The organism is Photobacterium ganghwense (genome assembly GCF_017329545.1).
Classification (GTDB): Bacteria; Pseudomonadota; Gammaproteobacteria; order Enterobacterales; family Vibrionaceae; genus Photobacterium; species Photobacterium ganghwense.
The window spans coordinates 721537-743494 of sequence record NZ_CP071326.1 but is presented as its reverse complement, the minus strand read 5'-3'; the positions used below and the strand labels follow the sequence as shown (position 1 = coordinate 743494).

Annotated in this window: 17 protein-coding genes and 2 pseudogenes; 7 read left to right on the top strand and 12 right to left on the bottom strand. The window is 51.6% G+C overall.

Features of this window, described 5'->3' with window-relative positions:
- Positions 1-7 precede the first annotated feature (7 nt).
- The 11 genes and pseudogenes from FH974_RS19275 to urtA form a co-directional block, all read right to left on the bottom strand.
- Positions 8-601: a HupE/UreJ family protein gene (locus tag FH974_RS19275; protein ID WP_053061762.1), complete on the bottom strand. Its 594-nt coding sequence runs from the start codon at positions 599-601 to the stop codon at positions 8-10.
- A gap of 165 nt (positions 602-766) precedes the next feature.
- Positions 767-1252 (bottom strand): annotated as a pseudogene (gene ureE, locus FH974_RS19270) (urease accessory protein UreE); the annotation flags it as partial.
- Between the two features lie 9 nt (positions 1253-1261).
- Positions 1262-2965: an urease subunit alpha gene (gene ureC / locus FH974_RS19265; RefSeq protein ID WP_207104082.1), complete on the bottom strand. Its 1704-nt coding sequence runs from the start codon at positions 2963-2965 to the stop codon at positions 1262-1264.
- Positions 2966-3094: 129 nt separating this feature from the next.
- Positions 3095-3463: an urease subunit beta gene (locus tag FH974_RS19260; RefSeq protein ID WP_207104081.1), complete on the bottom strand. Its 369-nt coding sequence runs from the start codon at positions 3461-3463 to the stop codon at positions 3095-3097.
- Positions 3464-3472: 9 nt separating this feature from the next.
- Entirely contained in the window at positions 3473-3775 is a 303-nt protein-coding gene (ureA, locus tag FH974_RS19255; protein ID WP_047884446.1) for an urease subunit gamma, read from the bottom strand.
- 49 nt (positions 3776-3824) lie between these two features.
- On the bottom strand, positions 3825-4874 hold the full coding sequence (locus tag FH974_RS19250; RefSeq protein WP_084712504.1) for an urease accessory protein UreD: 1050 nt from the start codon (positions 4872-4874) through the stop codon (positions 3825-3827).
- Complete coding sequence (urtE, locus tag FH974_RS19245; protein ID WP_047884447.1) at positions 4871-5566, bottom strand: urea ABC transporter ATP-binding subunit UrtE; 696 nt, start codon at positions 5564-5566, stop codon at positions 4871-4873. Before urtE ends, FH974_RS19250 begins: the two co-directional genes overlap by 4 nt.
- A gap of 2 nt (positions 5567-5568) precedes the next feature.
- Positions 5569-6414 (bottom strand): urea ABC transporter ATP-binding protein UrtD, encoded by an 846-nt coding sequence (gene urtD / locus FH974_RS19240; RefSeq protein ID WP_047884825.1) that lies wholly within the window; start codon positions 6412-6414, stop codon positions 5569-5571.
- Between the two features lie 146 nt (positions 6415-6560).
- Positions 6561-7754: an urea ABC transporter permease subunit UrtC gene (gene urtC / locus FH974_RS19235; RefSeq protein WP_107193837.1), complete on the bottom strand. Its 1194-nt coding sequence runs from the start codon at positions 7752-7754 to the stop codon at positions 6561-6563.
- 4 nt (positions 7755-7758) lie between these two features.
- Positions 7759-8685 (bottom strand): annotated as a pseudogene (gene urtB, locus FH974_RS26465) (urea ABC transporter permease subunit UrtB); the annotation flags it as partial.
- Between the two features lie 958 nt (positions 8686-9643).
- Complete coding sequence (urtA, locus tag FH974_RS19225; RefSeq protein ID WP_047884448.1) at positions 9644-10930, bottom strand: urea ABC transporter substrate-binding protein; 1287 nt, start codon at positions 10928-10930, stop codon at positions 9644-9646.
- A 533-nt stretch (positions 10931-11463) separates the two neighbouring features.
- Between urtA and FH974_RS19220 the strand changes: the two genes are divergently transcribed.
- From FH974_RS19220 to sstT, 7 genes are all read left to right on the top strand, one after another.
- Positions 11464-12420, top strand: a complete 957-nt coding sequence (locus FH974_RS19220) for an AAA family ATPase (RefSeq protein WP_047884449.1) — start codon at positions 11464-11466, stop codon at positions 12418-12420.
- The gene (locus FH974_RS19215) at positions 12417-13406 is read left to right on the top strand and encodes a DUF58 domain-containing protein (RefSeq protein ID WP_047884450.1); all 990 of its coding nucleotides are present in this window, start codon (positions 12417-12419) and stop codon (positions 13404-13406) included. The genes FH974_RS19220 and FH974_RS19215 overlap by 4 nt, the downstream gene beginning before the upstream one ends.
- Positions 13403-14242 (top strand): DUF4381 domain-containing protein, encoded by an 840-nt coding sequence (locus FH974_RS19210; RefSeq protein WP_084712506.1) that lies wholly within the window; start codon positions 13403-13405, stop codon positions 14240-14242. Before FH974_RS19215 ends, FH974_RS19210 begins: the two co-directional genes overlap by 4 nt.
- Positions 14235-15200, top strand: a complete 966-nt coding sequence (locus FH974_RS19205; RefSeq protein ID WP_047884451.1) for a vWA domain-containing protein — start codon at positions 14235-14237, stop codon at positions 15198-15200. The genes FH974_RS19210 and FH974_RS19205 overlap by 8 nt, the downstream gene beginning before the upstream one ends.
- Positions 15193-17313: a VWA domain-containing protein gene (locus tag FH974_RS19200; protein ID WP_207104080.1), complete on the top strand. Its 2121-nt coding sequence runs from the start codon at positions 15193-15195 to the stop codon at positions 17311-17313. The genes FH974_RS19205 and FH974_RS19200 overlap by 8 nt, the downstream gene beginning before the upstream one ends.
- A gap of 7 nt (positions 17314-17320) precedes the next feature.
- Entirely contained in the window at positions 17321-19090 is a 1770-nt protein-coding gene (locus FH974_RS19195) for a BatD family protein (RefSeq protein ID WP_242551965.1), read from the top strand.
- A 278-nt stretch (positions 19091-19368) separates the two neighbouring features.
- Complete coding sequence (sstT, locus tag FH974_RS19190; RefSeq protein ID WP_047884453.1) at positions 19369-20610, top strand: serine/threonine transporter SstT; 1242 nt, start codon at positions 19369-19371, stop codon at positions 20608-20610.
- Positions 20611-20860: 250 nt separating this feature from the next.
- Here the strand turns inward: sstT and FH974_RS19185 are convergent, their stop codons facing one another.
- On the bottom strand, positions 20861-21829 hold the full coding sequence (locus FH974_RS19185) for an outer membrane beta-barrel protein (RefSeq protein ID WP_047884454.1): 969 nt from the start codon (positions 21827-21829) through the stop codon (positions 20861-20863).
- Positions 21830-21958: the final 129 nt, after the last annotated feature.

Below are 21958 nucleotides of genomic sequence, written 5' to 3'. Positions count from 1 at the left end.
CCGTCAATTAACCGGCCAGGACAAGTACCACGCCACTGACGGCTACCATTGCACTCTGCCATTTCGGGCTCACTTTACGGCCAAGCAGATAGCCGGTGCTGATTAGTAACGAGGCACTGCCGATCATGCCTGTGGCAAATCCTGCCAGCGCATTACCACTGGCTTCAAGGCCATGAGCCCAGCCATGAAACAGCACCAGTGATACCGCCAGTGTTGATAGCAAGGTAGATGCAGCTCCCTGGCGGCGATACAACGCCACGGCTGCAACGCCGACAGACGCAAGGATCATCGCTTCTATGCCTGTCGCAAACCCGCTCAAGGCTCCCATCGCCATGCCAGCGAGCAGCAGGACAATGGCTGACACCATCACCCGAACGGCATGTGAACGCTGTGCCATCTGAGATGCGATAAAGCCAACCCCGATCAGCATGACCAGATGATCAAATCCGGTCAGCGGGTGCAGCAATCCCGCCATCAGGCTGCTGTTTTCCAATAATTCATCATGTCCGGGATGCGCCCAGACGGATCCAGAGCTCAGTAATGCCAACCCAGTCAGAAGAGGGGTCGTGAGTGCGTGAGACAGTTGCTTGAGATGTGTCATCATTATTTCCTTATTTTTTTGTTAGTCAGGCTTCCCGCCAATAAAGGATGAAGTCATCCACTTTTGTCGTTCTTTACCAATTTAGTGATGGTGGTGGCTGTTCTGGCTGCTTTCGTGGACACTTTCGCGGTTAGTTCCGTGATTGCTATTGTCGCTATTTTCTTGATGACGCTGGTGGTTACGGCTACTACCATGGTGACCGCCATGAGTCCCGCCATACGCCCCGTCTTCCGGTTCAAAAGGGGCAGACTCAGCAGTCACCTTTGCACCAAGACCTTCCACCATGGCATCAAGCACATGATCGGTCTGATAGCGCACCCACTCCGGACTGATTTGCAGCGGAACGTGGCGGTTTCCCAGGTGATAGGCCACTCGGGCCAGCAAATGCAGATCCTGACAGTAAACCGTCGATACAGGCTCAGCAGCCGCTTCTACTCTCACCCGCTCGCCAAACTCGCTTTCAAGCACGTCACCGTGTCGCAGAATCCGGCCTCTTGGCAGAAACAAGCGCACTTCCGTTCCGTTTGCCAGCTGCGTCAGGAATCGGCTTTTAACCCGATCATCAATAGAGAGACTTAATGGGTGCAGAGACTCTACGTCCGCCACCTCTGAGGCATCAGCTGCCTGAATGTGTTTCGTTAAAACCAACATGGCATCCCCTTAAAATAAAAAATACCGCTGAGCCATTGGCAATACCGCCGCAGGCTCGCAAACCAGTAGTTCACCATTGGCGCGAACCTGGTAAGTTTGTGAGTCCACTTCAATCTGTGGCTGCCAACTGTTGTGCACCATATCGGCCTTGCGGACCGTCCGACAATTTTTCGCGGTACCAATCAGACTCTGCAGACCGAGTTCCGCGGGTATGCCGTCATCTACAGCCTGACGGGACAAAAAGAGCATGGAGGTATTCGCCGCTGCACGGCCAAAACTGCCGAACATCGGCCGATAATGTACGGGCTGTGGCGTCGGAATAGACGCGTTGGGATCCCCCATTGGTGCAGCTGCAATCATGCCACCTTTCAGAATGACACTGGGTTTAACGCCGAAAAAAGCCGGTTTCCACAGCACCAGATCGGCCAATTTTCCCACTTCCACAGAGCCAACCTCATGGCCGATCCCATGTGTAATGGCAGGGTTGATCGTGTACTTGGCAATGTAGCGTTTAAGGCGGAAGTTATCACTGTAGGCAGAATCTTCCGGCAAGCTCCCACGCTGAACTTTCATCTTATGCGCCGTCTGCCAGGTACGGGTGATCACTTCCCCCACTCGCCCCATTGCCTGAGAATCCGATGCGATCATCGAAAATGCACCAAGATCATGCAAAATATCTTCTGCGGCAATGGTTTCACGGCGTATACGGGATTCCGCAAAGGCGACATCTTCCGCAATTGACGGAGAAAGATGGTGGCATACCATTAGCATATCCAGATGCTCATCCACGGTGTTGACCGTATAAGGGCGGGTCGGATTAGTCGATGACGGCAGCACATTGGATTCGCCACAGGCGCGGATAATATCCGGCGCATGCCCACCACCGGCTCCTTCGGTATGGTAGGTATGAATGACCCGGTCGCCGATAGCCGCCAGTGTTGATTCAACAAAACCCGATTCATTCAGAGTGTCCGTATGAATGGCAACCTGAACGTCCGTTTCCTCGGCGACACTCATGCAGTTATCAATCGACGCGGGTGTGGTTCCCCAATCTTCATGCAGTTTCAGGCCAATCGCTCCGGCGGCTACCTGCTCTCTGAGCGGTTCCGGTAAACTGGCGTTGCCTTTGCCCAACAGCCCGAAATTCATCGGAAAACCGTCAAGCGCTTCAAGCATCCGGTGGATATTCCAGGGGCCAGGAGTACACGTCGTGGCATTCGTGCCTGTGGCTGGCCCCGTCCCACCGCCAATCATGGTGGTGACCCCTGAGCACAGCGCTTCTTCAATTTGCTGCGGGCATATGTAGTGGATGTGTGAGTCAATACCACCGGCGGTCAGAATAGAGCCCTCACCGGCCAGAATCTCCGTCCCCGGCCCGATCACTATGTCTACCCCTCGCTGCACATCAGGATTCCCGGCCTTTCCGATTCCCGCGATACGGCCATTTTTCACCGCAACATCGGCTTTCACGATGCCCCAATGATCAAGGATGACGGCATTGGTGATCACCAGATCCGGCACCTCTGCACACAGGGCCTGACTTTGTCCCATCCCATCACGGATCACTTTTCCGCCGCCAAACTTCACTTCATCGCCGTAGCTGGTGAAGTCTTTTTCGACTTCTAGCCAGAGCTTGGTGTCAGCAAGCCGTAATCGATCGCCGACCGTCGGGCCAAACATTTCCCCATAAGCTTGCCTTGATATTTTTGCCATTCAGCACTCCGATTGCATTGTTCTTTTCCGCTGTTCCTCAGCAGCATGGCGTGTACAAAAACACGGCGCCCATGCAGTGTTTTTCTTTAATTTTCAAATCAATAGTTGCTTTATGTTTAGTTCAGCGTTCTAACACGACCGTTTTGCAGAAACCGGTCCCATCACCTTGCCCTGAAAGCCATAAACTACCCGCTTCCCCGAATAGCTGACCAGTTCAACGGTGCGGGTCTGTCCCGGTTCAAAACGCATTGCTGTTCCGGCAGCGATGTTCAGCCTGAAGCCCAGGGTAGGTTCCCGTTCAAACCTCAATGCGTCATTAACTTCATAAAAGTGATAGTGAGAACCGATCTGAATGGGTCTGTCACCGACATTGGCAACGGCAATCGTCAGAGTGGGCAATCCAATATTCAGCTCAATGTCACCTTGAGCCACTTGCAGTTCGCCAGGGATCAAAGCACCAGATAGGATCCCAGCTTTATCTTCGGGCAGAGTAGACATAGCAGCCCCCTACACAATCGGATCGTGCACGGTCACCAGCTTGGTTCCGTCTGGAAACGTTGCTTCAACCTGAACGTCATGGATCATTGAAGGCACCCCTTCCATGACATCCTCGACAGTCAGGATCGTGCGTCCGTGATCCATCAGTTCCGCGACACTTTTTCCTTCGCGTGCACCTTCAAGGATCGCCGCACTGATCAACGCGACAGACTCCGGGTAATTGAGCTTTAAGCCTTTTTCTTTGCGCCTTTCGGCCAACAGTGCTGCTGTAAAAAGCAGCAACTTATCCTTTTCTCTTGGGGTCAGTTCCATCTATAGCCCTATGATTTATATAGTCAGTTTGTCACGTATTGTTGATAGCTCAGGTCGCCCAGATTCTGGGAATTGCCGGTGACTCCCCGAGCCAATGGGTTCTGACCTGTAGCCAGATACGGGTGAACAGTCGTGTCATTGACTCGCTACTCTGCCCCATGGCCCTAACCACCAACACGGATTGGTCATCAGATCTGGAGCTTCGGATATCACCCGACAAGGCGGTTACTGCTGCCACCATGTTGTTTTTATTCAAATAATCCGAATGTTCATTAAGCAAGGTCTGTACCACTTTGAGTAGTTTCTCATCAGCATGCACCACAAACAGGCTTCCCATCATGGCATAACCCCGTAACCCCGCATTCTGCTGGTGCATGTCGCCGCCCTGAACGTTAATTTGTTCCGCTAACACCAGACGCTGATTCACTGTTAAACGGGTACAGCCCACGACATTGCCAGAATCGAAGCCCTCTTTTAGTGCAGGCCGTCCAAAGCAGTGCAATTCCCAACCCACAAAACGTCCGCCTTCAGCGATCGTGATCTCGGTATCCAGCCGAACTTTTGCCTGAGGGAAATAAATATTCTCCTGCGGGAACCACTCGAGAATCCCACCCGTTTCAACCCTGAGTTCCTGACGCTGATACGCATACGCACCAGCCGAGCGGTAAAATTTGGTCGCCCCGGGTGTGGTAACCAGCGCGTGCGCTCTACTGTCTGACTGCGCCTGAATCCGAAGCTGATCGCCGCCGACCACACCACCCGGCGGGTGCAGCAGATAGACATGACAAGGTGATCCTTCAGGGTATAGCGGCCGTTGGATTGCCAGTGGGCCAGACTGTCGGCGATGACGCACGACCGTTTTGGGCGTCTCAGCAGCCATGGTACGAGCCGGAGAGAAGCCCAGCTGGATCTCCGCTTTCCAGCCTGACTGTTCAGCAAGATTATCCGGCGTGGGTTTAGTTGAAATAGCAGGAAAACGCTGAGTTAAACGGATATGACTCGCGTCAGGGTTCCCATCCAAAGGCGTTTCCTGGTTGACTTTATCCGCAATGATACGGGCTGTTGGAGTGAGATTGGACAGTGCCTGTTGCGTACTCATACTGTCAGATACTCCTGGATCAGTGCCTTACTTAAGTCAGGCATTCGTCCGTCAGCCACCATCCTGCCTCGATCCATCAGGCAGAAATGGTCACCGACTTTTCGGGCAAACGGCAGTTTCTGCTCCACCAGCAGTACCGTCAGCCCCAGTTCCTGATTCAGCCGTCGAATGATGTCGCCGATTTCCTGCACAATGTTGGGCTGAATCCCTTCCGTCGGTTCATCCAGTATCAGCAGTGACGGATTCACGACCAGCGCACGGCCAATCGCCAACTGCTGCTGTTGACCGCCCGAAAGGTCGCCGCCTCGACGATGGCGCATGTCTTTCAGCACCGGAAACAGCGCGTAAATGAGATCTGGAATCCGCCTGTCACCCCGCGGTCTGACGGGCAGACCGATCTGCAGGTTCTCTTCCACTGTTAAAAGCGGAAATATCTGACGCCCCTGAGGGACATAACCGATACCGTGACGGGGGCGACTTTCTGCCGACAAACGACTCATCTCTTTATCTCCGATCCGCAACGAGCCACTTTTCACAGGCTCAAGCCCCATGATGCATTGCAGTAAGGTGCTTTTTCCGACTCCGTTACGCCCCATCAAAACCGTGCATTTCCCCGCAGTCAGCGTCAGGTCAATATCCCAGAGGGTGTGGCTTTCGCCGTAAAAGTGATTCAGTCCATTGATTGCGAGCATGTTCATTCTCCGAGATACACTTCTTTGACTTTCGGGTTAGCCTGAATATCGGCCATGTTACCTTCTGCAAGGACATGCCCCTGATGAAGCACGGTCACCGTTGTTGCAATCGAACGGACAAAGTCCATATCATGCTCGACCACCACGACGGCGTGTTCACCTGCCAGCGAGCGCAGCAATTCTGCTGTTTTATCCATTTCCTGATGGGTCATTCCCGCAACTGGTTCATCAACCAACAGTAATTTCGGTTTTTGCATCAGCAACATGCCGATTTCCAGCCACTGCTTCTGGCCATGGGACAAACTGCCAGCTAACTTACCGGCTTGTTCTGCCAGCCCGATCAATTCCAGCACTTGTGCAATCCGATCCCGCTGTTCACCGCTCAGACGCGCCCGAAGAACAGCAAAGACTCCTCTGGCACCGGCCATCGCCAGTTCCAGGTTGTGAAATACGGACAGGCACTCAAACACGGTGGGTTTCTGAAACTTACGGCCAATACCGGCATTGGCAATTTGTGCTTCATCCATCTGCAGCAGATTAATATTGCTGCCCAGCCACACCGCACCGCTGTCCGGCCGGGTTTTACCGGTGATGATGTCCATCATGGTGGTTTTTCCTGCACCATTCGGTCCGATAATGCAGCGCAATTCCCCTTCACGAATGTAAAGATTGAGATCCCGGATAGCCTGAAATCCGTCAAAGGATTTCGACACCCCTTCGAGATACAGAAGCATGTTATGGCGGGTATCAATAAGCGGATGTTGATTAGGCATCAGAAATTCAAACACCTGATCACGACGCACCAGATCCCGCATTTTTCCGCTCCACCCAGTGCGGTTTTCAGTCATGCCTCCCTGACGCTCAGGGCTGCCCTCGAGAGAAGTGGTTTCATGACCGATTTCAGTTGCTGCATCAGTCAGTCCGAGGGAAGCCGAAAAGGATGCGACTTGGTGTGATACCGTTGGCGTGTTCCCGGTTACAGATAAATGTACAGTCATAGCAACGCCTCCTTTTCTTCTTGCTGGCCAGTCAGCGGCCTCTTTGCAAGCTCAGTCTGGCGGCTACTGGGAAACGTTTTTTCCATCACCCGGCAGCGAATAGACTGAAGCCAGGCGAAACATGACGTCAGCAAACCGGTCACGCCTTTGGGCAGAAACAGGGTTGCCAGAACGAACATGCCCCCCAGTACAAACAGCCAGATTTCAGGAAACTCAATGGTGAACCAGCTTTTGAGGTAATTAATCAGCACCGCCCCGATCACCGCACCGTACAGAGTCGCCCTTCCGCCCAGAGCAACCCACACCACCACTTCAATAGAGTTCAGGGGGGCAAATTCGCCAGGATTGATGATACCGACCTGAGGGACATACAAAGCGCCCGCCACACCGGCGATGACCGCCGACAGCACAAACAGACATAACTTATAGTGGTCAACCTGATAGCCGATGAAACGGGCCCGCGATTCAGCATCCCTGACAGCAATGGCCACCTTCCCGACACGGCTGGCAATGACGGCTCTGCATACCAAATAACCTGAAATCAAGGCTAAAATCGTCGCAATAAATAGTGCCAAGCGAGTTTCTGTCGCCTGCAGGCTGAAACCAAGAATGTCTTTGAAATCTGTCAGACCATTGTTACCGCCAAACCCCATTTCGTTACGGAAAAACGCCAGCATCAGGGCGAAAGTCAGTGCCTGTGTCATGATCGACAGATAGACACCTGAAACCCGGGACCGAAATGCCAGATAACCAAATCCCCACGCCAGAAGACCGGGCACCAGCACGACCATCAGACAGGCAAACCAGAACATATCAACCCCCAGCCAGAACCACGGCAGCGCGTCCCAGTTAAGAAACACCATGAAATCAGGTAATTCCGGATTTCCATACACGCCTCGGTCGCCAATCTGACGCATCAGGTACATCCCCATGACATAACCGCCAAGAGCAAAAAATGCGCCATGCCCCAGACTCAGAATACCGAGATACCCCCATACCAGATCCACCGCCAGCGCCAGTAAGGCGTAACTCAGGTATTTGCCCATCAGGGTGATCGTGTACGTATCAACATGCAGCGGATGATCCGGTGCCAGTAGCAGGTTGAGTGCTGGAACCACAATAGCCAGCGCCACCAGCACGCCAAGCAGTACCTGCCCGCCTCGATCAGATTTAAGTATTGAAACCAGCATACGGTTAGCCCTCCACCGCACGACCACGTTGCGGGAACAACCCGCGAGGCCGCTTCTGGATAAACAGAATAATAAAAATCAGCACCAGAATTTTCGCCAGAACAGCGCCAGCCCAAGGCTCCAGTACTTTATTGAAAATCCCCAGGCTTATCCCGGCAACCAGTGTTCCCCACAAGTTCCCGACACCGCCAAACACCACCACCATAAAAGAGTCAATGATGTAGCTCTGCCCCATATTCGGGCCAACATTACTGAGCTGAGAAAGTGCAACCCCTGCTATCCCGGCGACGCCTGACCCTAAGCCAAAGGTCATGGCATCGACCCATTCCGAACGCACCCCCATCGCTCTTGCCATGGCACGGTTTTGCGAAACAGCACGGACCTGCAAACCCAGCGGGGTCTTTTTCAAAAGAACAACCAGTGCCCCAAACACCATCAGGCAGAACAGGATGATGTACAGTCGGTTGTACGTCAGGGCAAGTAACGGGTTAATTTCCAACATTCCGCTCATCCAGTCCGGTGTACTGACAGAGCGGTTCAGAGGAGAAAACACACTGCGGACAGCCTGTTGCAACACGAGGCTGATACCAAAGGTGGCCAGCAGGGTTTCAAGCGGGCGTCCATATAAAAAACGGATCACACCACGCTCAATTGCAATCCCCACTGCACCAGAGACCACAAACGCAGCCGGGATCGCCAGCCATATTGACAACCCGATATGATCAGGCAGCAATTGCTGGATCACGTACGTGGTATAGGCACCAATCATGATCAGTTCGCCATGCGCCATATTGATCACCCCCATCACCCCGAAAGTGATAGCAAGGCCAATACCGGCCAACACCAGCACAGATCCCAGGCTGAGGCCAAAAAAAAGGGTTTCAGCCATTTCATACACACGCTGGCTTTGCTGATAGGCATCAATTGCCCGATTCAAGGTCGGCAACGCGGTCTGATCCTCAACGGCTTTTTGCAGTTCCGTCTCTCTGGCCTTCAGCAAGGCCTGATATGCCGCCGGTTCAAGTGAGTCCGACAACACGGTTATGGCTGATTGCCGGAGATTCGCCTCCCCGGATTGGATATTCGCGATTGCCAGAACCAACGCAAGGATATCTTTGACCGGCTCTGAGGTTTCTGTCTGATAGGCCTGCTCCACCAGCATCAGCACCGTCGGTGATGTTTCTCCCAGCAAGCTCTTTGCCGCCGCCAGCCGACGCGTTTCCGATGTCGATGTAAGATCCAACTGGGCTATACCCTGGCGGATCGTTACCCGAAGCGCATTGTTGACCCGAACTTTTCGAAAATCGCGGGTCTGAACAATCTCCGTCGGAGTCAGGTAAGGGAATTCCATTGCCGTCGCACCGCGACTGAGTGACTCAATCAGATAGAGCTGCCGCGTTGATGGCTGATAATACAGGCGCCCATCCATCAGACCGGACAGAATGTCCCTTGCGAATGGGTGCTGATTTGAAACCAGCCAGTTTACCGCTTCCTGCTTAGGCGCAAACTGACGTTGGCTGAACCGCTCAGCGGCGTCTTCAAACGTATTCACTTGTGCATTCGCGACGGCACTGCCGATAAACAAGGCGAACATCATCAACAAAAAGGTCACAGAAGTGGCCAGAAAGCGTTTCGGAGCATGGCTGGATGGCCATCCCCACCAATATATTTTCATAATCTTCTTCCATGAAGGTGGTACAAGACCTGAGCGAAGCACTGAAGAATGTCACCGTTCGGTCTGAAACGGTGCCTGCCTCTGGGCAGACTGACACCGCTCCTTTTATCCAAGCGCTAGTCCATGCGCAGCCAAGCGCTACTCAGAACCTCAGCATGACTCGGTAACTCAGGCATAAGGTGACACTGCCACCTTATGCCATCACTTAGCACCATCACTTAACACCGGCACATTTCCCGGTCACCACATTGAAACTGCCGCACGAGAAAGGCTTTTGCCAACTGGCGTAGAGGTCTTTAGAGCCCGGCAGGTAGTTAGACCACGCATCCCCCGCCACCACGCCGGTTGTTTCCCACACCACTTCAAATTGGCCATCCTCCTGGATTTCTCCAAGTAACACTGGCTTAGTGATATGGTGGTTCGGCATCATAGTCGCGTATCCCCCCGTCAGGTTCGGAACGGTAATCCCGATAATGGCGTCCTGAATGGCATCCGGCTCCGTTGTTCCGGCTTTTTGTACCGCCTGAGCCCACATATTGAAGCCAATGTAACTGGCTTCCATCGGGTCATTCGCCACCCGCTTATCGTCTTTGATAAACTTCTGCCATTTTTCAATGAAATCAGCGTTGGCATCAGTATCCACACTCATGAAGTAATTCCATGCCGCCAGGTGACCAACCAACGGTGAGGTATCCATGCCGGACAGCTCTTCTTCGCCGACCGAAAACGCAACGACAGGAATCTCTTCAGCGGAAACCCCTTGCGCTCCCAATTCCTTATAGAACGGTACATTGGCATCCCCATTCACCGTAGAGATCACCGCGGTTTTCTTGCCGGTGCTGCCGAATTTTTTGATATCTGACACAATAGATTGCCAGTCAGAATGGCCAAACGGGGTATAGCTGACCATGATGTCGGCTTTATCTACCCCTTTGGCACTCAGATAGGCTTCAAGAATCTTGTTCGTTGTGCGTGGATAGACATAGTCAGTCCCCGCCAATACCCAGCGTTTGACTCCCAACTCGTTCATCATGTAGTCCACGGCAGGAATCGCCTGTTGGTTTGGCGCGGCGCCGGTGTAAAAGACGTTCTTTGAGGATTCTTCGCCTTCATACTGCACCGGATAAAACAATAAACCGTTCAGTTCTTCAAAAACCGGCAACATGGATTTTCGGGATACCGACGTCCAGCCACCGAACACCACATCCACTTTTTCTTTTTCCAAAAGTTCCCGGGCTTTTTCTGCGAACAGCGGCCAGTTTGATGCCGGATCCACCACCACGGCTTCCAGCTTTTTCCCCAGCAAACCGCCTTTGGCGTTCTGCTCGTTCACCAGCATTAAAATCGTATCTTTGAGGGTCGTTTCACTGATGGCCATCGTGCCGGACAGGGAATGCAGAACGCCGACTTTGATAGTCTCTTCAGCGGCCAATAGTTGGCTGGAGAAAAACAGGGATGCCACTGCGCCAATCAGTGCGGGATGGGTAGTCTTCGCTGACATATTTATACTCCTTGTGAATAACTTATCTTCACAAGCAGCCATCATGCCAATGTTGTTATCTTTATCAGCGAAATTTTATTTTCAATAAAGATCATTAACTTATTAACAATGCCACTTTAACCACGCCAGAAACCATTCAAATACATTCGATAAATCCGGGCATTTCTGACTTGCCAGCACTTTTTTAGTGCATAAAAGCAGGTACATATGCACTAATTTATATCAGATTATTCATACTCTGCACCTTGGCGTTGCACCAGCCTATAATGACATGCCATAAAAAAGATCGGATGCTATTGCGCCAGTGGCCCGCAGCTGAAAAGATGATTTCCGTCAGATGAGTGGTGTCACCCATTTCCCTCAATATTTTGCTGTTCACTATAGTTAGTAGTAAGTGGTGTGCCACAGCAAACTTATCTCATCCAGATTGTCCCTGTTCAGCAACATAATTTTGATGAACTTTCCTCTTTAAATTGAGTCTGAAAGTCCATATGTCTTTGTCGACTGAAGTATTAATAGGACACAAACCCACTATGTTGACTTCTACTTTCCAGCGCCTTCAAACTTACCTGAACAGCCAGGTGATTGGTCAGCCTGACCTCGTTAAACAACTGATGATTGCCCTGCTGGCAGATGGTCATATACTGGTTGAAGGCCCTCCGGGACTGGCCAAAACCCGCGCCGTCAAAGTGCTTTCAGACTGCATTGAAGGCAGTTTCCACCGCATTCAGTTTACCCCCGATTTGCTGCCGGCTGATTTGACGGGAACCGATATTTACCGCCCTGAAACCGGGGAGTTTACGTTCCAGCCCGGCCCTATTTTCAATGCCTTACTGCTGGCAGATGAGATTAACCGTGCACCTGCGAAAGTACAGGCGGCGATGCTTGAAGCCATGGCTGAAAAACAAATCACTGCCGGACGTAAAACCTATCCGCTGCCGGAACTGTTTCTGGTTATGGCAACACAAAACCCGATTGAGCAGGAAGGTACCTACCCGCTGCCTGAAGCGCAGCTTGACCGTTTTCTGCTGCAGCTAAATGTGAACTACCCGGATGACAGCAGCGAGCTGGCGATTCTGAGACTGAACCGCGGTGAGGCACTTGGCATTGAAGCGTCAGAACCGGTACATCTGACCCAGGAAGAAATCTTTGCGGCACGCAAAGCTGTGCTCAATATCCATATGGCCGAAGATGTCGAGCAGTACATCATTCGCCTGGTAATGGCAACACGTCAGCCGCACCGTTACAGCGACCAGCTTGCCGCTTGGCTGCAAATGGGCGTCAGCCCGCGTGCCACCTTGGCGTTAGATCGCTGCGCCCGTGCTCATGCCTGGCTGAGCGGGCGTGACTTTGTTACGCCAGAAGACGTTCAGCAAATGGCCTATCCGGTTCTGCGCCACCGCCTGTTACTGAGCTATGAAGCGCAAGCCGAAGCGATTTCACCAGACACCATCGTGGAACAGTTGATCACTCAGGTAGCTTGCGCATGACAGATTCCGTGACCCCAGCACTGCCCCCACACAGTGACGGCGTCAATTTGTGTCTGGCTGAGTTGCTGCATTACAAAAATAAAACTGTGCGCTGGCTGCCACCAGCGCAAAGCGTCTGGTCACAACTCAACGGTCACCATCAAAGTCGCCGTAAAGGCCGGGGGATGAATTTTTCTGAAGTCCGTCCGTATCAGCCCGGTGATGACATCCGGGCAATTGACTGGCGGGTAACCGCTCGTACCGGCAAAACGCACACTAAGCTGTTTACTGAAGAACGTGAGCAACCGGTCATGCTGTTAGTGGATATGAGCGCCAGTATGCAGTTTGGCTCGCAGCTGATGCTCAAATCCGTGCAGGCTGCCCATTTTGCCAGCCTGCTCAGCTGGTTGGCCGTCAGTGAACAAGATCGCATCGGTGCCATGATTTACACCGGTTCGACTCTAATTGAGTGCAAACCTACTGCCCGTCAACAGGGGCCATTGCGTGTCATCAACGCCTTGATCGATGCACATCGGCAACACCTGATGCTCAGCCATTCAGCAACTCAGCCGCAAACGCGCCTGCCCTTTGCTGATGCACTCAAACATTTACATCATCTTTGCCCTAAAGGCAGTGAAATCGTCATTCTCAGCGATTTTTATCAGCTTGCAATGACAGACAAGCGCCGCCTGAGCCAACTAAGGCAACACAATCGGATTCAGTTCGTGCAACTGTTTGATCCGCTGGAATCCGGACAAACGGCCTTCTCCGGTACCGCCTATGTCGCCGATCAGGAAAAAACCGCGTGGCTGGATTTTTCTTCCCAGAAGACCCGGCAAGGACTGAATGAGCAGTATCAGCAACTCCAGGCATTTTTACACAGCTTATGTAAAAGTCTGGCGATTCCTCTTCATCCGTTGTCAGCCGCCATCCCACTGATGATGCAGCTTGGCATGGCACAAAACGGACGCAACGCTGAATCTGGAAATAACGGGAGTGCATCATGAGACTCAGAGGCAATTCCCTGTTCAATACGTTTCTGACAAACATGCAACGGCTTCATAAATCCCCAAGCCAACATACACTTCGTGCTATTTCCAGTGCGAAAGTCTGGCGAAGTGCGATGCCAATGACAGTATTGGCAACGACATTTTTGACAAACACGGCTTTAGCACAGGTGCCATTAACTGCAGCCCCTGCCGCAACATTACCGGATGTATCGGCACCTGCCACATCTGGGAGTACACCAGCGATTTCTCTGGCAGGTCTCCATCTTCCTGCTGAGCCAGGTTACTGGCCGCTGGCATGGGGATGGTGGATGCTATTAGCACTGTTTGGCCTTGTGGGTGCCTGGCTGCTGATTACCCTGCGACGATATAAAAGGGCCAATCAGGCGCGTCAGGAAGCCTTACATCAGCTCAGGTCACTCCGATCTGCTGAGCACTTCAACCAACTGAATCTCTTGTTGCGCCAGATGGCCATGAGCTACCTGCCCCGCGCAGACGTCGCGGGCTTGACCGGAAGCGCATGGCTGACATTTCTTGATAGCTGCCTGCCGGAGAAACACCGCGGGTTTACTGAACTTGCATCGGTCTGGCAGCAGGGTTTGTTCTCACCAGAGCCACTCGATAACCAAACATTCAAAAAATGTTATCAGCAGGCCAAGCGGTGGATTCAGAAAGCGGAGTTCACTTCAGGCACGATGACGCAACACACCGTCCCGTCTGCATATACATCTGCAGACAGCGCGCACATAGACAACGCGTTGCCAACTCCTCTGCCGTCAAAAACTGTCCCGTCAGAGAAACTGCAGGCAGCGAGCAAGGAGTCCGGCCATGTTTGAGTTTCTCTGGCTATGGGCGCTGATCCTGCTGCCTCTGCCTTATCTGGTTTATCGGCTGATGCCATCCACTCCGCCTCCTTCAGCGATCCCGCTGCCAAAGTTGCCAGACGGATTAGGCCAGAAGCAACAACGCAGCCGCTGGCTGGCGGTGCTGATGTCGATTGGCTGGATTTTCCTGCTTCTCGCCATGGCAAGGCCAGTCTGGTATGGCGATCCGATTGAAATCAATCCTGATCACCGGGATATGCTGCTGGCTGTCGACCTTTCTGGTTCCATGTCAATGGAAGACATGATCACACCGCAAGGTGAGGCAATTGATCGACTGACCGCAGTAAAATCGGTACTGCATGATTTCATTGGTAAACGTAAAGGCGATCGCCTTGGTCTGGTGCTGTTTGCCAATCATGCTTACCTGCAAACACCGCTCACCTTTGACCGCCATACCGTTCAGCAACAGCTCGATCGTACCGTTCTGGGTTTGATTGGCCAGAGCACCGCGATCGGCGAAGGGCTGGGCGTTGCAACCCGTACCTTCATTGACGGTGATGCGCCGCAGCGGGTCATTATTCTATTAAGTGATGGTGCCAACACTGCCGGTGTGATAGATCCGATCGAAGCCGCAGAGCTGGCAGCCCGGAGTAATGTCACGATTTACACCGTCGGCGTAGGTGCTGAGGAGATGGAACAGCGTTCATTCTTCATCAGCCGTACGGTCAATCCTTCACAGGATCTGGACGAAAAAACCTTAACACAAATCGCTGAAATGACAGGCGGACAATACTTCCGCGCGCGTAATCCGCAGGAGCTGGAAAACATTTATCAGATGATCGACCAGCTTGAGCCGGTCAATCAGGCACAGCAAACCTGGCGTCCACGTCAGGAACTGTTTCGTTTCCCGCTGGCCGCTGCGCTGTTGTTGTCTGTTGTGATTGTGGTTATGAGAAAACGAAATGGCTAGTCTGACTTTTCTTTATCCGATGTGGTTTCTGGCATTGATTCCACTGGGCGTTATCTTGCCCTGGCTAATCCGCCAAAAAACTCAGCAGGGGCTGATTGCCCCTCACCTTGCTGCCCGACTAGGGCTGAATGAGCGTCAGCCTGTACAAGGGCTGCTTACCTGGTTGCCGTTCGTCTGGCTGTTGAGTGTGACAGCACTGGCAGGCCCAAGCTGGCAAAAAACCACCCTACCCGCTTACAGCCTGTCGGGAGCCCGCGTGCTGGTGATGGACATGTCCCGATCTATGTACGCCACAGACATTACCCCGAATCGTCTGACTCAGGCACGCTTTAAAGCGTTAGATCTGCTACCCGGCTGGAAAGAAGGCAGTACAGGACTGGTGACTTACGCTGCCGACGGCTACACCGTCAGCCCGTTAACCAAAGACAGTCAGACCCTGACTACCCTGATTCCTCATCTGTCGCCTGAGATCCTGCCTATACAGGGCAGTAATGCGGCCGCCGGGATCCAGGAAGCTATCACTTTGCTCAAACAGGCAGGCCATATTCAGGGGGACATTATCCTGATCACTGACGGCCTGAGTGACAAAGAGTCTGACGACAGCCTGGCATTACTTGCCAACACTGAATATCGGGTTTCGGTTCTGGCTATGGGTACCACACAAGGAGCCCCGATTGCCTTACCGGATGGTCGTCTGCAAACTGATAATTCAGGTCGTACAGTCATATCACGCGTTGATCTCAGTACCCTACTCCCACTGACAAAAGAAACTGGGGGCGTACTGCAGTTAGCAAAGCCAACGAATAGTGATGTCAACGCGTTAATCGCAGCGACAGCTAAGCCACCTCAAAGTACGGTTCAGGACAAAGACAAACAGGAACTGGAAGAACGCTTGAATAATGGCTTCTGGCTGCTGATTCCGGTCATTGTCATTGCTTTGCTGGGTTTTCGCCGGGGTGTATTACTGGCAGCCTGTCTGATTTTCATTCCTGTGGATCAAAGTTATGCCGCAGATACAGGTTTCGCTTTCAAAAACCGTGACCAACGTGCTTATCAGCTGTTTGAGGACGAACAGTACGCTGAATCGGCCAAAGTATTCTCGTCTGCAGCGTGGAAAGGTGCAGCCTATTACAAAGCCGGCGAATACGACAAAGCGATTGAAACACTGAAGCCACTTGAGAATGACGCCTCGCAATACAATCTCGGCAATGCTTATGTGCAAATCGGCCAGTATGACGACGCCATTTCAATCTATGAGCGACTGCTTGAACGTAATCCGGATAATCAGGACGCCAGACACAACCTCGAGATTGCCAGACAACTGAAAGCAAATCAGCCTGAATCACCACAAAATCAGGCAAACAGCGCGAATAAACAACCTTCCGATCAGCAACAAGATAAAAGTGGAAATCAGCGCAAGCAGCAAGACAACCCAGCTAATTCCAATGACCCGCAGTCTGAACAGCAAAACGCAGACTCCTCACAAGAGCAGTCGTCGCAACAATCATCAGAACAAGATCCGGGGCAAAATGCGGGACAGGATGGACAGTCGGGGCAACACCCAGATCAACAGTCAGGGGAACAATCCGGACAGCAACCAGGCCAGCTAAATCAGGATCAGCCGCAACAAAGTGATAATCGGCAATCAGAATCACAGAGTGATGCTGAAAATCAACAAAGTGATGCTGGCAATGCGGGTCAGAATACAAACGCTACTTCCGGAAGTACGGCTGATGCTAAACCGGATGACTCTCGCTCGGCTTCGCATGCGGGCTCTGAACAAGAGGCAGATCAACAGAGTGATTTGCAAACTGCCCAACAAACCGTCCAGCAATCAGAGCAGCAACCAACGGAGACACAGCCTGACAGCCAACAAGCCGTTTCAGCCGATGAGCAATCCGCTGACAATGGCAAGGAACAAGATTCAGATGCACCACCATCCGTTGCCACCTCCGCTGCGGAAACAGGCAGTAACAGCTCTATTTCAGCCAGCGATCCCGTACTGAAAAAACTTGAACAGGTTCAGGATGACACCAGTGGTTTGATCCGTGCCCAGTTAATTCTGCAAGCCAGACAAAAGCAAGCACCTAATGCGTCAGAAAATTCATGGTAACCCAAAGATGAACAGGTTTAATATGCTGCGACCAGGACTAAACAGCAACGCTTCGCGCACCCCCTTCAAGGTGATGCTCGGACTCGCTTTCAGTCTGTTGGCGATGTTTTCTTCTTTTTCCTATGCCGCCCTAGCGACTGCAACCGTGTCGAAAAATGTTGTCGGGGTCAATGAGGTATTTCAGCTGCAGATCAGCATTGATGACAACGTGAACACCAATGCACTCGATCTGTCGGTGCTGGACGATGATTTCAATTACGGCACGCCGTCCATCAGTAGCGGAACCAGCTACGTCAATGGCGTAGTAACCCGCCAGACAGAATGGAAAGTGGCCATTGCAACCAAAGCAGTCGGAACGTTTACCATTCCGAGCTTCAAAATCGGTTCCAGCCGAACGGAGCCAATAACAATCACCTCGATGAAGTCGGCCAGTGACGGCAACGCGGCTTCTGCACAACCAGATATTCACATCAGTGCGAATGTCGATAAAGAGGCCCTCTATCTTGGCGAAACCATTCGCTACACCGTACGGATTCGTATCGGGGAGCAAATGAGTCAGGCTAGCTTGATTGCGCCCTCGGGGGATGGCTTGGATGTACGCCAAATCGGTGATGACCACCAGGTAGAAACCGTGCTGAATGGGCGCCGCTACTTGATTATCACCCGTAATTACCAAATCACGGCGAATAAGCCCGGCGATATCCTGCTGCGCGGTGCCGCATTCAAAGGCAGCATTATTAAAGGCAGTCGTGGATTTGGCTCTACCTTGCGTGTGCCGGTCGAGAAACAAGGGGAAGATTTTTCTATTGCGGTAAAAGATAAGCCTTCAGATTATCAGGGGCTATGGCTACCGACGGAAGACCTGCAACTTGAGCAAAACTGGCAGCCGGAGTCAGCGACCGTAAAAGTCGGCGAGCCTCTGACTCGCACGATTACCCTTCGGATCAAAAATGCCGAACAAAGTCGACTGCCGAACCTGAACCTTCAGTACCCTGGCTCAGTTCGGGTGTATGACGAAAAACCGGTTTATGGCACCGATGCAAACTACACCACCATGACGCTGAAGCAAGTCATCATTCCTCGGGAGTCTGGTGAGCTCACACTGCCATCACTCGCCATTAACTGGTGGAACACTGTTGAAGGTAAGCAGCAAACCAGCCGTATCGATGGTCTGACACTACACGTAGTGCCAGGTGAAGGTTCCAGCCCGGTTAACCTGTCCGGCGCAATGAGCCAGACGGCTACGCAAACAGGCACTCAAACAAGCGGCCAACCAACTAACCCAGCAGACACCTCGATGGTTACTTCTCCGTCTGACGCATCTGCACATACCACCGCGGAATTCGGTTCCACAACCCAATCGGATTGGTGGCCTTGGGTAGCTCTGGGGTTCGCCACATTGTGGCTGTTCACGGTTAAATTGTGGCTAAATGCCCGACGTCAACTGCGTACACTGATGAAGCAACCGGAGATGCCCGCAGGTTTAACCACTTATGCGGACTCCGTGGATGGGATGATGGCGGCAGTCAAACGTAATGATGCCATTCAGTTGCAAACCTTTTTCCAGCAATGGAAAAAATACAACCCGCCGCACCCGCAACGAGAGGAACTTTCTGCCTTGGTTGCGAACATCATGGCACAACGTTTTGCCCGTGAATCTCCTGAAAGCTCACAGGTGAACACAGAAAAATTACTAACAATACTGAATAATTTACGGGCAACCCCGAGTGAAGAAGAGGCAAAAAGTCGCTCTCACCTTGCACCAATTGTACCGTAATCGTCGGATGTGTTAATGACAATCGTATCGAAAAGCCCACGTAATGTGGGCTTTTTTAACATTATCGCCCCTTAAAACCCCAAATTGTTAAGAAAACCACCATCGCCGCCCCTGATACGGCAGCACTTTGCCAATAAAGGGGAAACAAATGTTAATATTGAGTAAAGTAAAAGTTTCTTTGATTGGCTATAGAAATATGCCACAATTCCTGTTACAAAATGCGGCGGAAGCAATATTAAATGCTTCCACATATAAGTAAAAAATAAGCAGGATGTAATATGAATCAATCACAACCCTTTCTGGCACGGGTCGCCAATGGCAGCCTCGTGGTACAAATACTCTTCGGTATTATCGCCGGTATTGTTATTGCTCTATTCTCTCCGGAATCTGCTCTCAAGGTTGGTTTCCTTGGCGGTCTGTTTGTCAGCGCGCTAAAAGCAGTTGCTCCGATTCTGGTCTTTATTCTGGTCGCATCATCCATTGCCAACCAGAAGAAAGGCGCTCACACCAACATGAAACCAATTGTTGTGCTGTATCTGTTCGGTACATTCATGGCAGCGGTGACAGCAGTAGCCATGAGTTTCCTTTTCCCAACCACTCTGACTCTGGTTACCAGTGCAACAGGTGCTAACCCGCCTGAAGGGATCACTGAGGTGATTAATACCCTGCTATTCAAGATCGTTGATAATCCAGTTAACGCTCTGATGACAGGTAACTTTATCGGCATCCTTGCATGGGCGATTGCACTAGGCTTTGCACTGCATCAGGCAAGCGATGCGACTAAGCAGGTTTTCCACGATGTCTCCAACGGTATTACGCTAATCGTTCGTTTCGTGATCCGTCTGGCACCAATCGGTATCTTCGGCCTGGTTGCGAGTACCTTTGCTGAAACCGGTTTTGACGCACTATTTGGTTACGCACACCTGTTGGGTGTACTACTGGGTTCTATGGCTGTGATTGCCTTTATTGTTAACCCTGCCATCGTGTACTTCAAAACGAAAGAAAACCCATACCCGCTGGTACTGCGTTGTATCCGCGAAAGTGGTATTACCGCATTCTTCACACGTAGTTCAGCAGCTAACATCCCTGTGAACATGCAGCTGTGTAAAGACTTGGATCTGCACGAAGATACTTACTCAGTCTCTATCCCACTGGGTGCAACCATCAACATGGGTGGTGCCGCAATCACTATCACAGTGCTGACACTGGCGGCGGTACACACAATGGGTATCAATGTTGATATTGCGACAGCGATTCTACTGAGTATTGTTGCGGCGGTTTCTGCATGTGGTGCATCTGGTGTTGCGGGCGGCTCTCTGCTGCTTATTCCTCTGGCATGTAGCCTGTTTGGCATTCCAAACGAAGTGGCAATGCAGGTTGTAGCGGTTGGCTTCATTATCGGTGTGATTCAGGATTCAGCAGAGACAGCGCTGAACAGCTCAACCGACGTGATCTTTACCGCTGCAGCATGTAAGGCTGCCGAGGCAAAGTCACAAGCGGCTGAAGCTGAAGCCGCATAAATTTTTACAGGCTTTATTGGATACGCTGTGTTTCTGAGTTGTTTCTACAACGTAGTTGTTACCGGACAACAGACTAAGACAGACAGTCATCGAGACACAGCAACCAACAAGCAGAACCAAGCCCAAAATAAAAATCCAGCCCATGTGGGCTGGATTTTTTATTTGCTCTGCGTGTATCGAAAAAATCAATTACAGCAGAATCGTACCTAAACAAACAGTTGCGGTAGATATAGCTGACTTCAGATCTCGCTTACTTCGTCATTTCGAAGCCAGGAACATAGACTTCGACACGACGGTTTTGTGCACGGCCTTCATCAGTATCGTTTGATGCAACTGGCTCAAGTTCACCGCTGCCTTTCACAACAACACGGCTAGGAGAGATACCAAAGTGCTGGCCAACATAACCGGCTACTTCTTTCGCACGCTCTTCAGACAGTTTCTGGTTGTATTCCAGTGAACCACGGCTGTCTGTGTGGCCTACGACGTAAAGTTTGGTATCAGGGTAATCGACCAGTTGCTGAGCCACTGGCTGAAGTTTCTGAATGTCGTCAGGAGACAATGCTTTACTGTCAAACGCAAACGGCAGAGTTGCGCTCACTGCATCAACACGCACAACTTGCGGGACAGGTTCTGGCATTGGCTCTGGTTCAACGACAGGCGCAGGTGCTGGAGCACCCCAGTGATAAACCAGGCTCACACCGTAGAAATGCACATCACTTTCACCAGGAGATGGCTTATCGCCGATCTGGTTGTAGTACTGGTACTCAAGACGCGCAGACAGGTCATTGTTAAAGAAGTATTCCGCACCAACACCCGCTGTTCCGCTGACACCGGTATCACTTTCGTTCACAACACCATTGTCAGCATCAAACCAGTAACCACCCGCTTTCAGGTAGAGATCAAACGACTTAGAAACTTCGTAAGTGAATTTACCCACGAAATCCATACCCTGAACTTCAAAGCCGTCATTCAGATAATCAGCCTGACCCAGGTAGGTATAACCTACTTCAACGCCAAACCATTTGTTGAAGTTGTAACCAAGGAATGCACCGCCACCCCAGTCATTCTTATCAAGATCCTGACCACTGAGGACACCATCCTGATTATCGAAGGTTGTCCCACCAACTCGAGCACCGACATACCAAGGGTTATCTGTCGCTGCACTCACCGTACCTGAAATCAAAATAGCCAACGGTAGCAATTTTAAGATTTTTGCCATACGTTTTGTTCCTTTTTTTGTTTATGCCACTGCCTAAAGTTATGTGTAGAACACTCTGGATGTTTGTACAAATTTCCTTACCAAAAAAATCACCAGTTTTAGAGGTCGCTGTTTTTTGGTGAGTTTACG

Bases quoted from the DNA above. Each gene is read 5' to 3' on its own strand.
- FH974_RS19275 (WP_053061762.1), bottom strand. From the start codon at position 601: ATGACACATCTCAAGCAACTGTCTCACGCACTCACGACCCCTCTTCTG.
- urtA (WP_047884448.1), bottom strand. From the start codon at position 10,930: ATGTCAGCGAAGACTACCCATCCCGCACTGATTGGCGCAGTGGCATCC.
- urtE (WP_047884447.1), bottom strand. From the start codon at position 5,566: ATGCTCGCAATCAATGGACTGAATCACTTTTACGGCGAAAGCCACACC.
- ureA (WP_047884446.1), bottom strand. From the start codon at position 3,775: ATGGAACTGACCCCAAGAGAAAAGGATAAGTTGCTGCTTTTTACAGCA.
- sstT (WP_047884453.1), top strand. From the start codon at position 19,369: ATGAATCAATCACAACCCTTTCTGGCACGGGTCGCCAATGGCAGCCTC.
- FH974_RS19210 (WP_084712506.1), top strand. From the start codon at position 13,403: ATGAGACTCAGAGGCAATTCCCTGTTCAATACGTTTCTGACAAACATG.
- FH974_RS19200 (WP_207104080.1), top strand. From the start codon at position 15,193: ATGGCTAGTCTGACTTTTCTTTATCCGATGTGGTTTCTGGCATTGATT.
- ureC (WP_207104082.1), bottom strand. From the start codon at position 2,965: ATGGCAAAAATATCAAGGCAAGCTTATGGGGAAATGTTTGGCCCGACG.
- FH974_RS19205 (WP_047884451.1), top strand. From the start codon at position 14,235: ATGTTTGAGTTTCTCTGGCTATGGGCGCTGATCCTGCTGCCTCTGCCT.
- FH974_RS19185 (WP_047884454.1), bottom strand. From the start codon at position 21,829: ATGGCAAAAATCTTAAAATTGCTACCGTTGGCTATTTTGATTTCAGGT.
- FH974_RS19195 (WP_242551965.1), top strand. From the start codon at position 17,321: ATGAACAGGTTTAATATGCTGCGACCAGGACTAAACAGCAACGCTTCG.
- FH974_RS19260 (WP_207104081.1), bottom strand. From the start codon at position 3,463: ATGTCTACTCTGCCCGAAGATAAAGCTGGGATCCTATCTGGTGCTTTG.
- urtC (WP_107193837.1), bottom strand. From the start codon at position 7,754: ATGCTGGTTTCAATACTTAAATCTGATCGAGGCGGGCAGGTACTGCTT.
- FH974_RS19215 (WP_047884450.1), top strand. From the start codon at position 12,417: ATGACAGATTCCGTGACCCCAGCACTGCCCCCACACAGTGACGGCGTC.
- FH974_RS19220 (WP_047884449.1), top strand. From the start codon at position 11,464: ATGTTGACTTCTACTTTCCAGCGCCTTCAAACTTACCTGAACAGCCAG.
- urtD (WP_047884825.1), bottom strand. From the start codon at position 6,414: ATGACTGAAAACCGCACTGGGTGGAGCGGAAAAATGCGGGATCTGGTG.
- FH974_RS19250 (WP_084712504.1), bottom strand. From the start codon at position 4,874: ATGAGTACGCAACAGGCACTGTCCAATCTCACTCCAACAGCCCGTATC.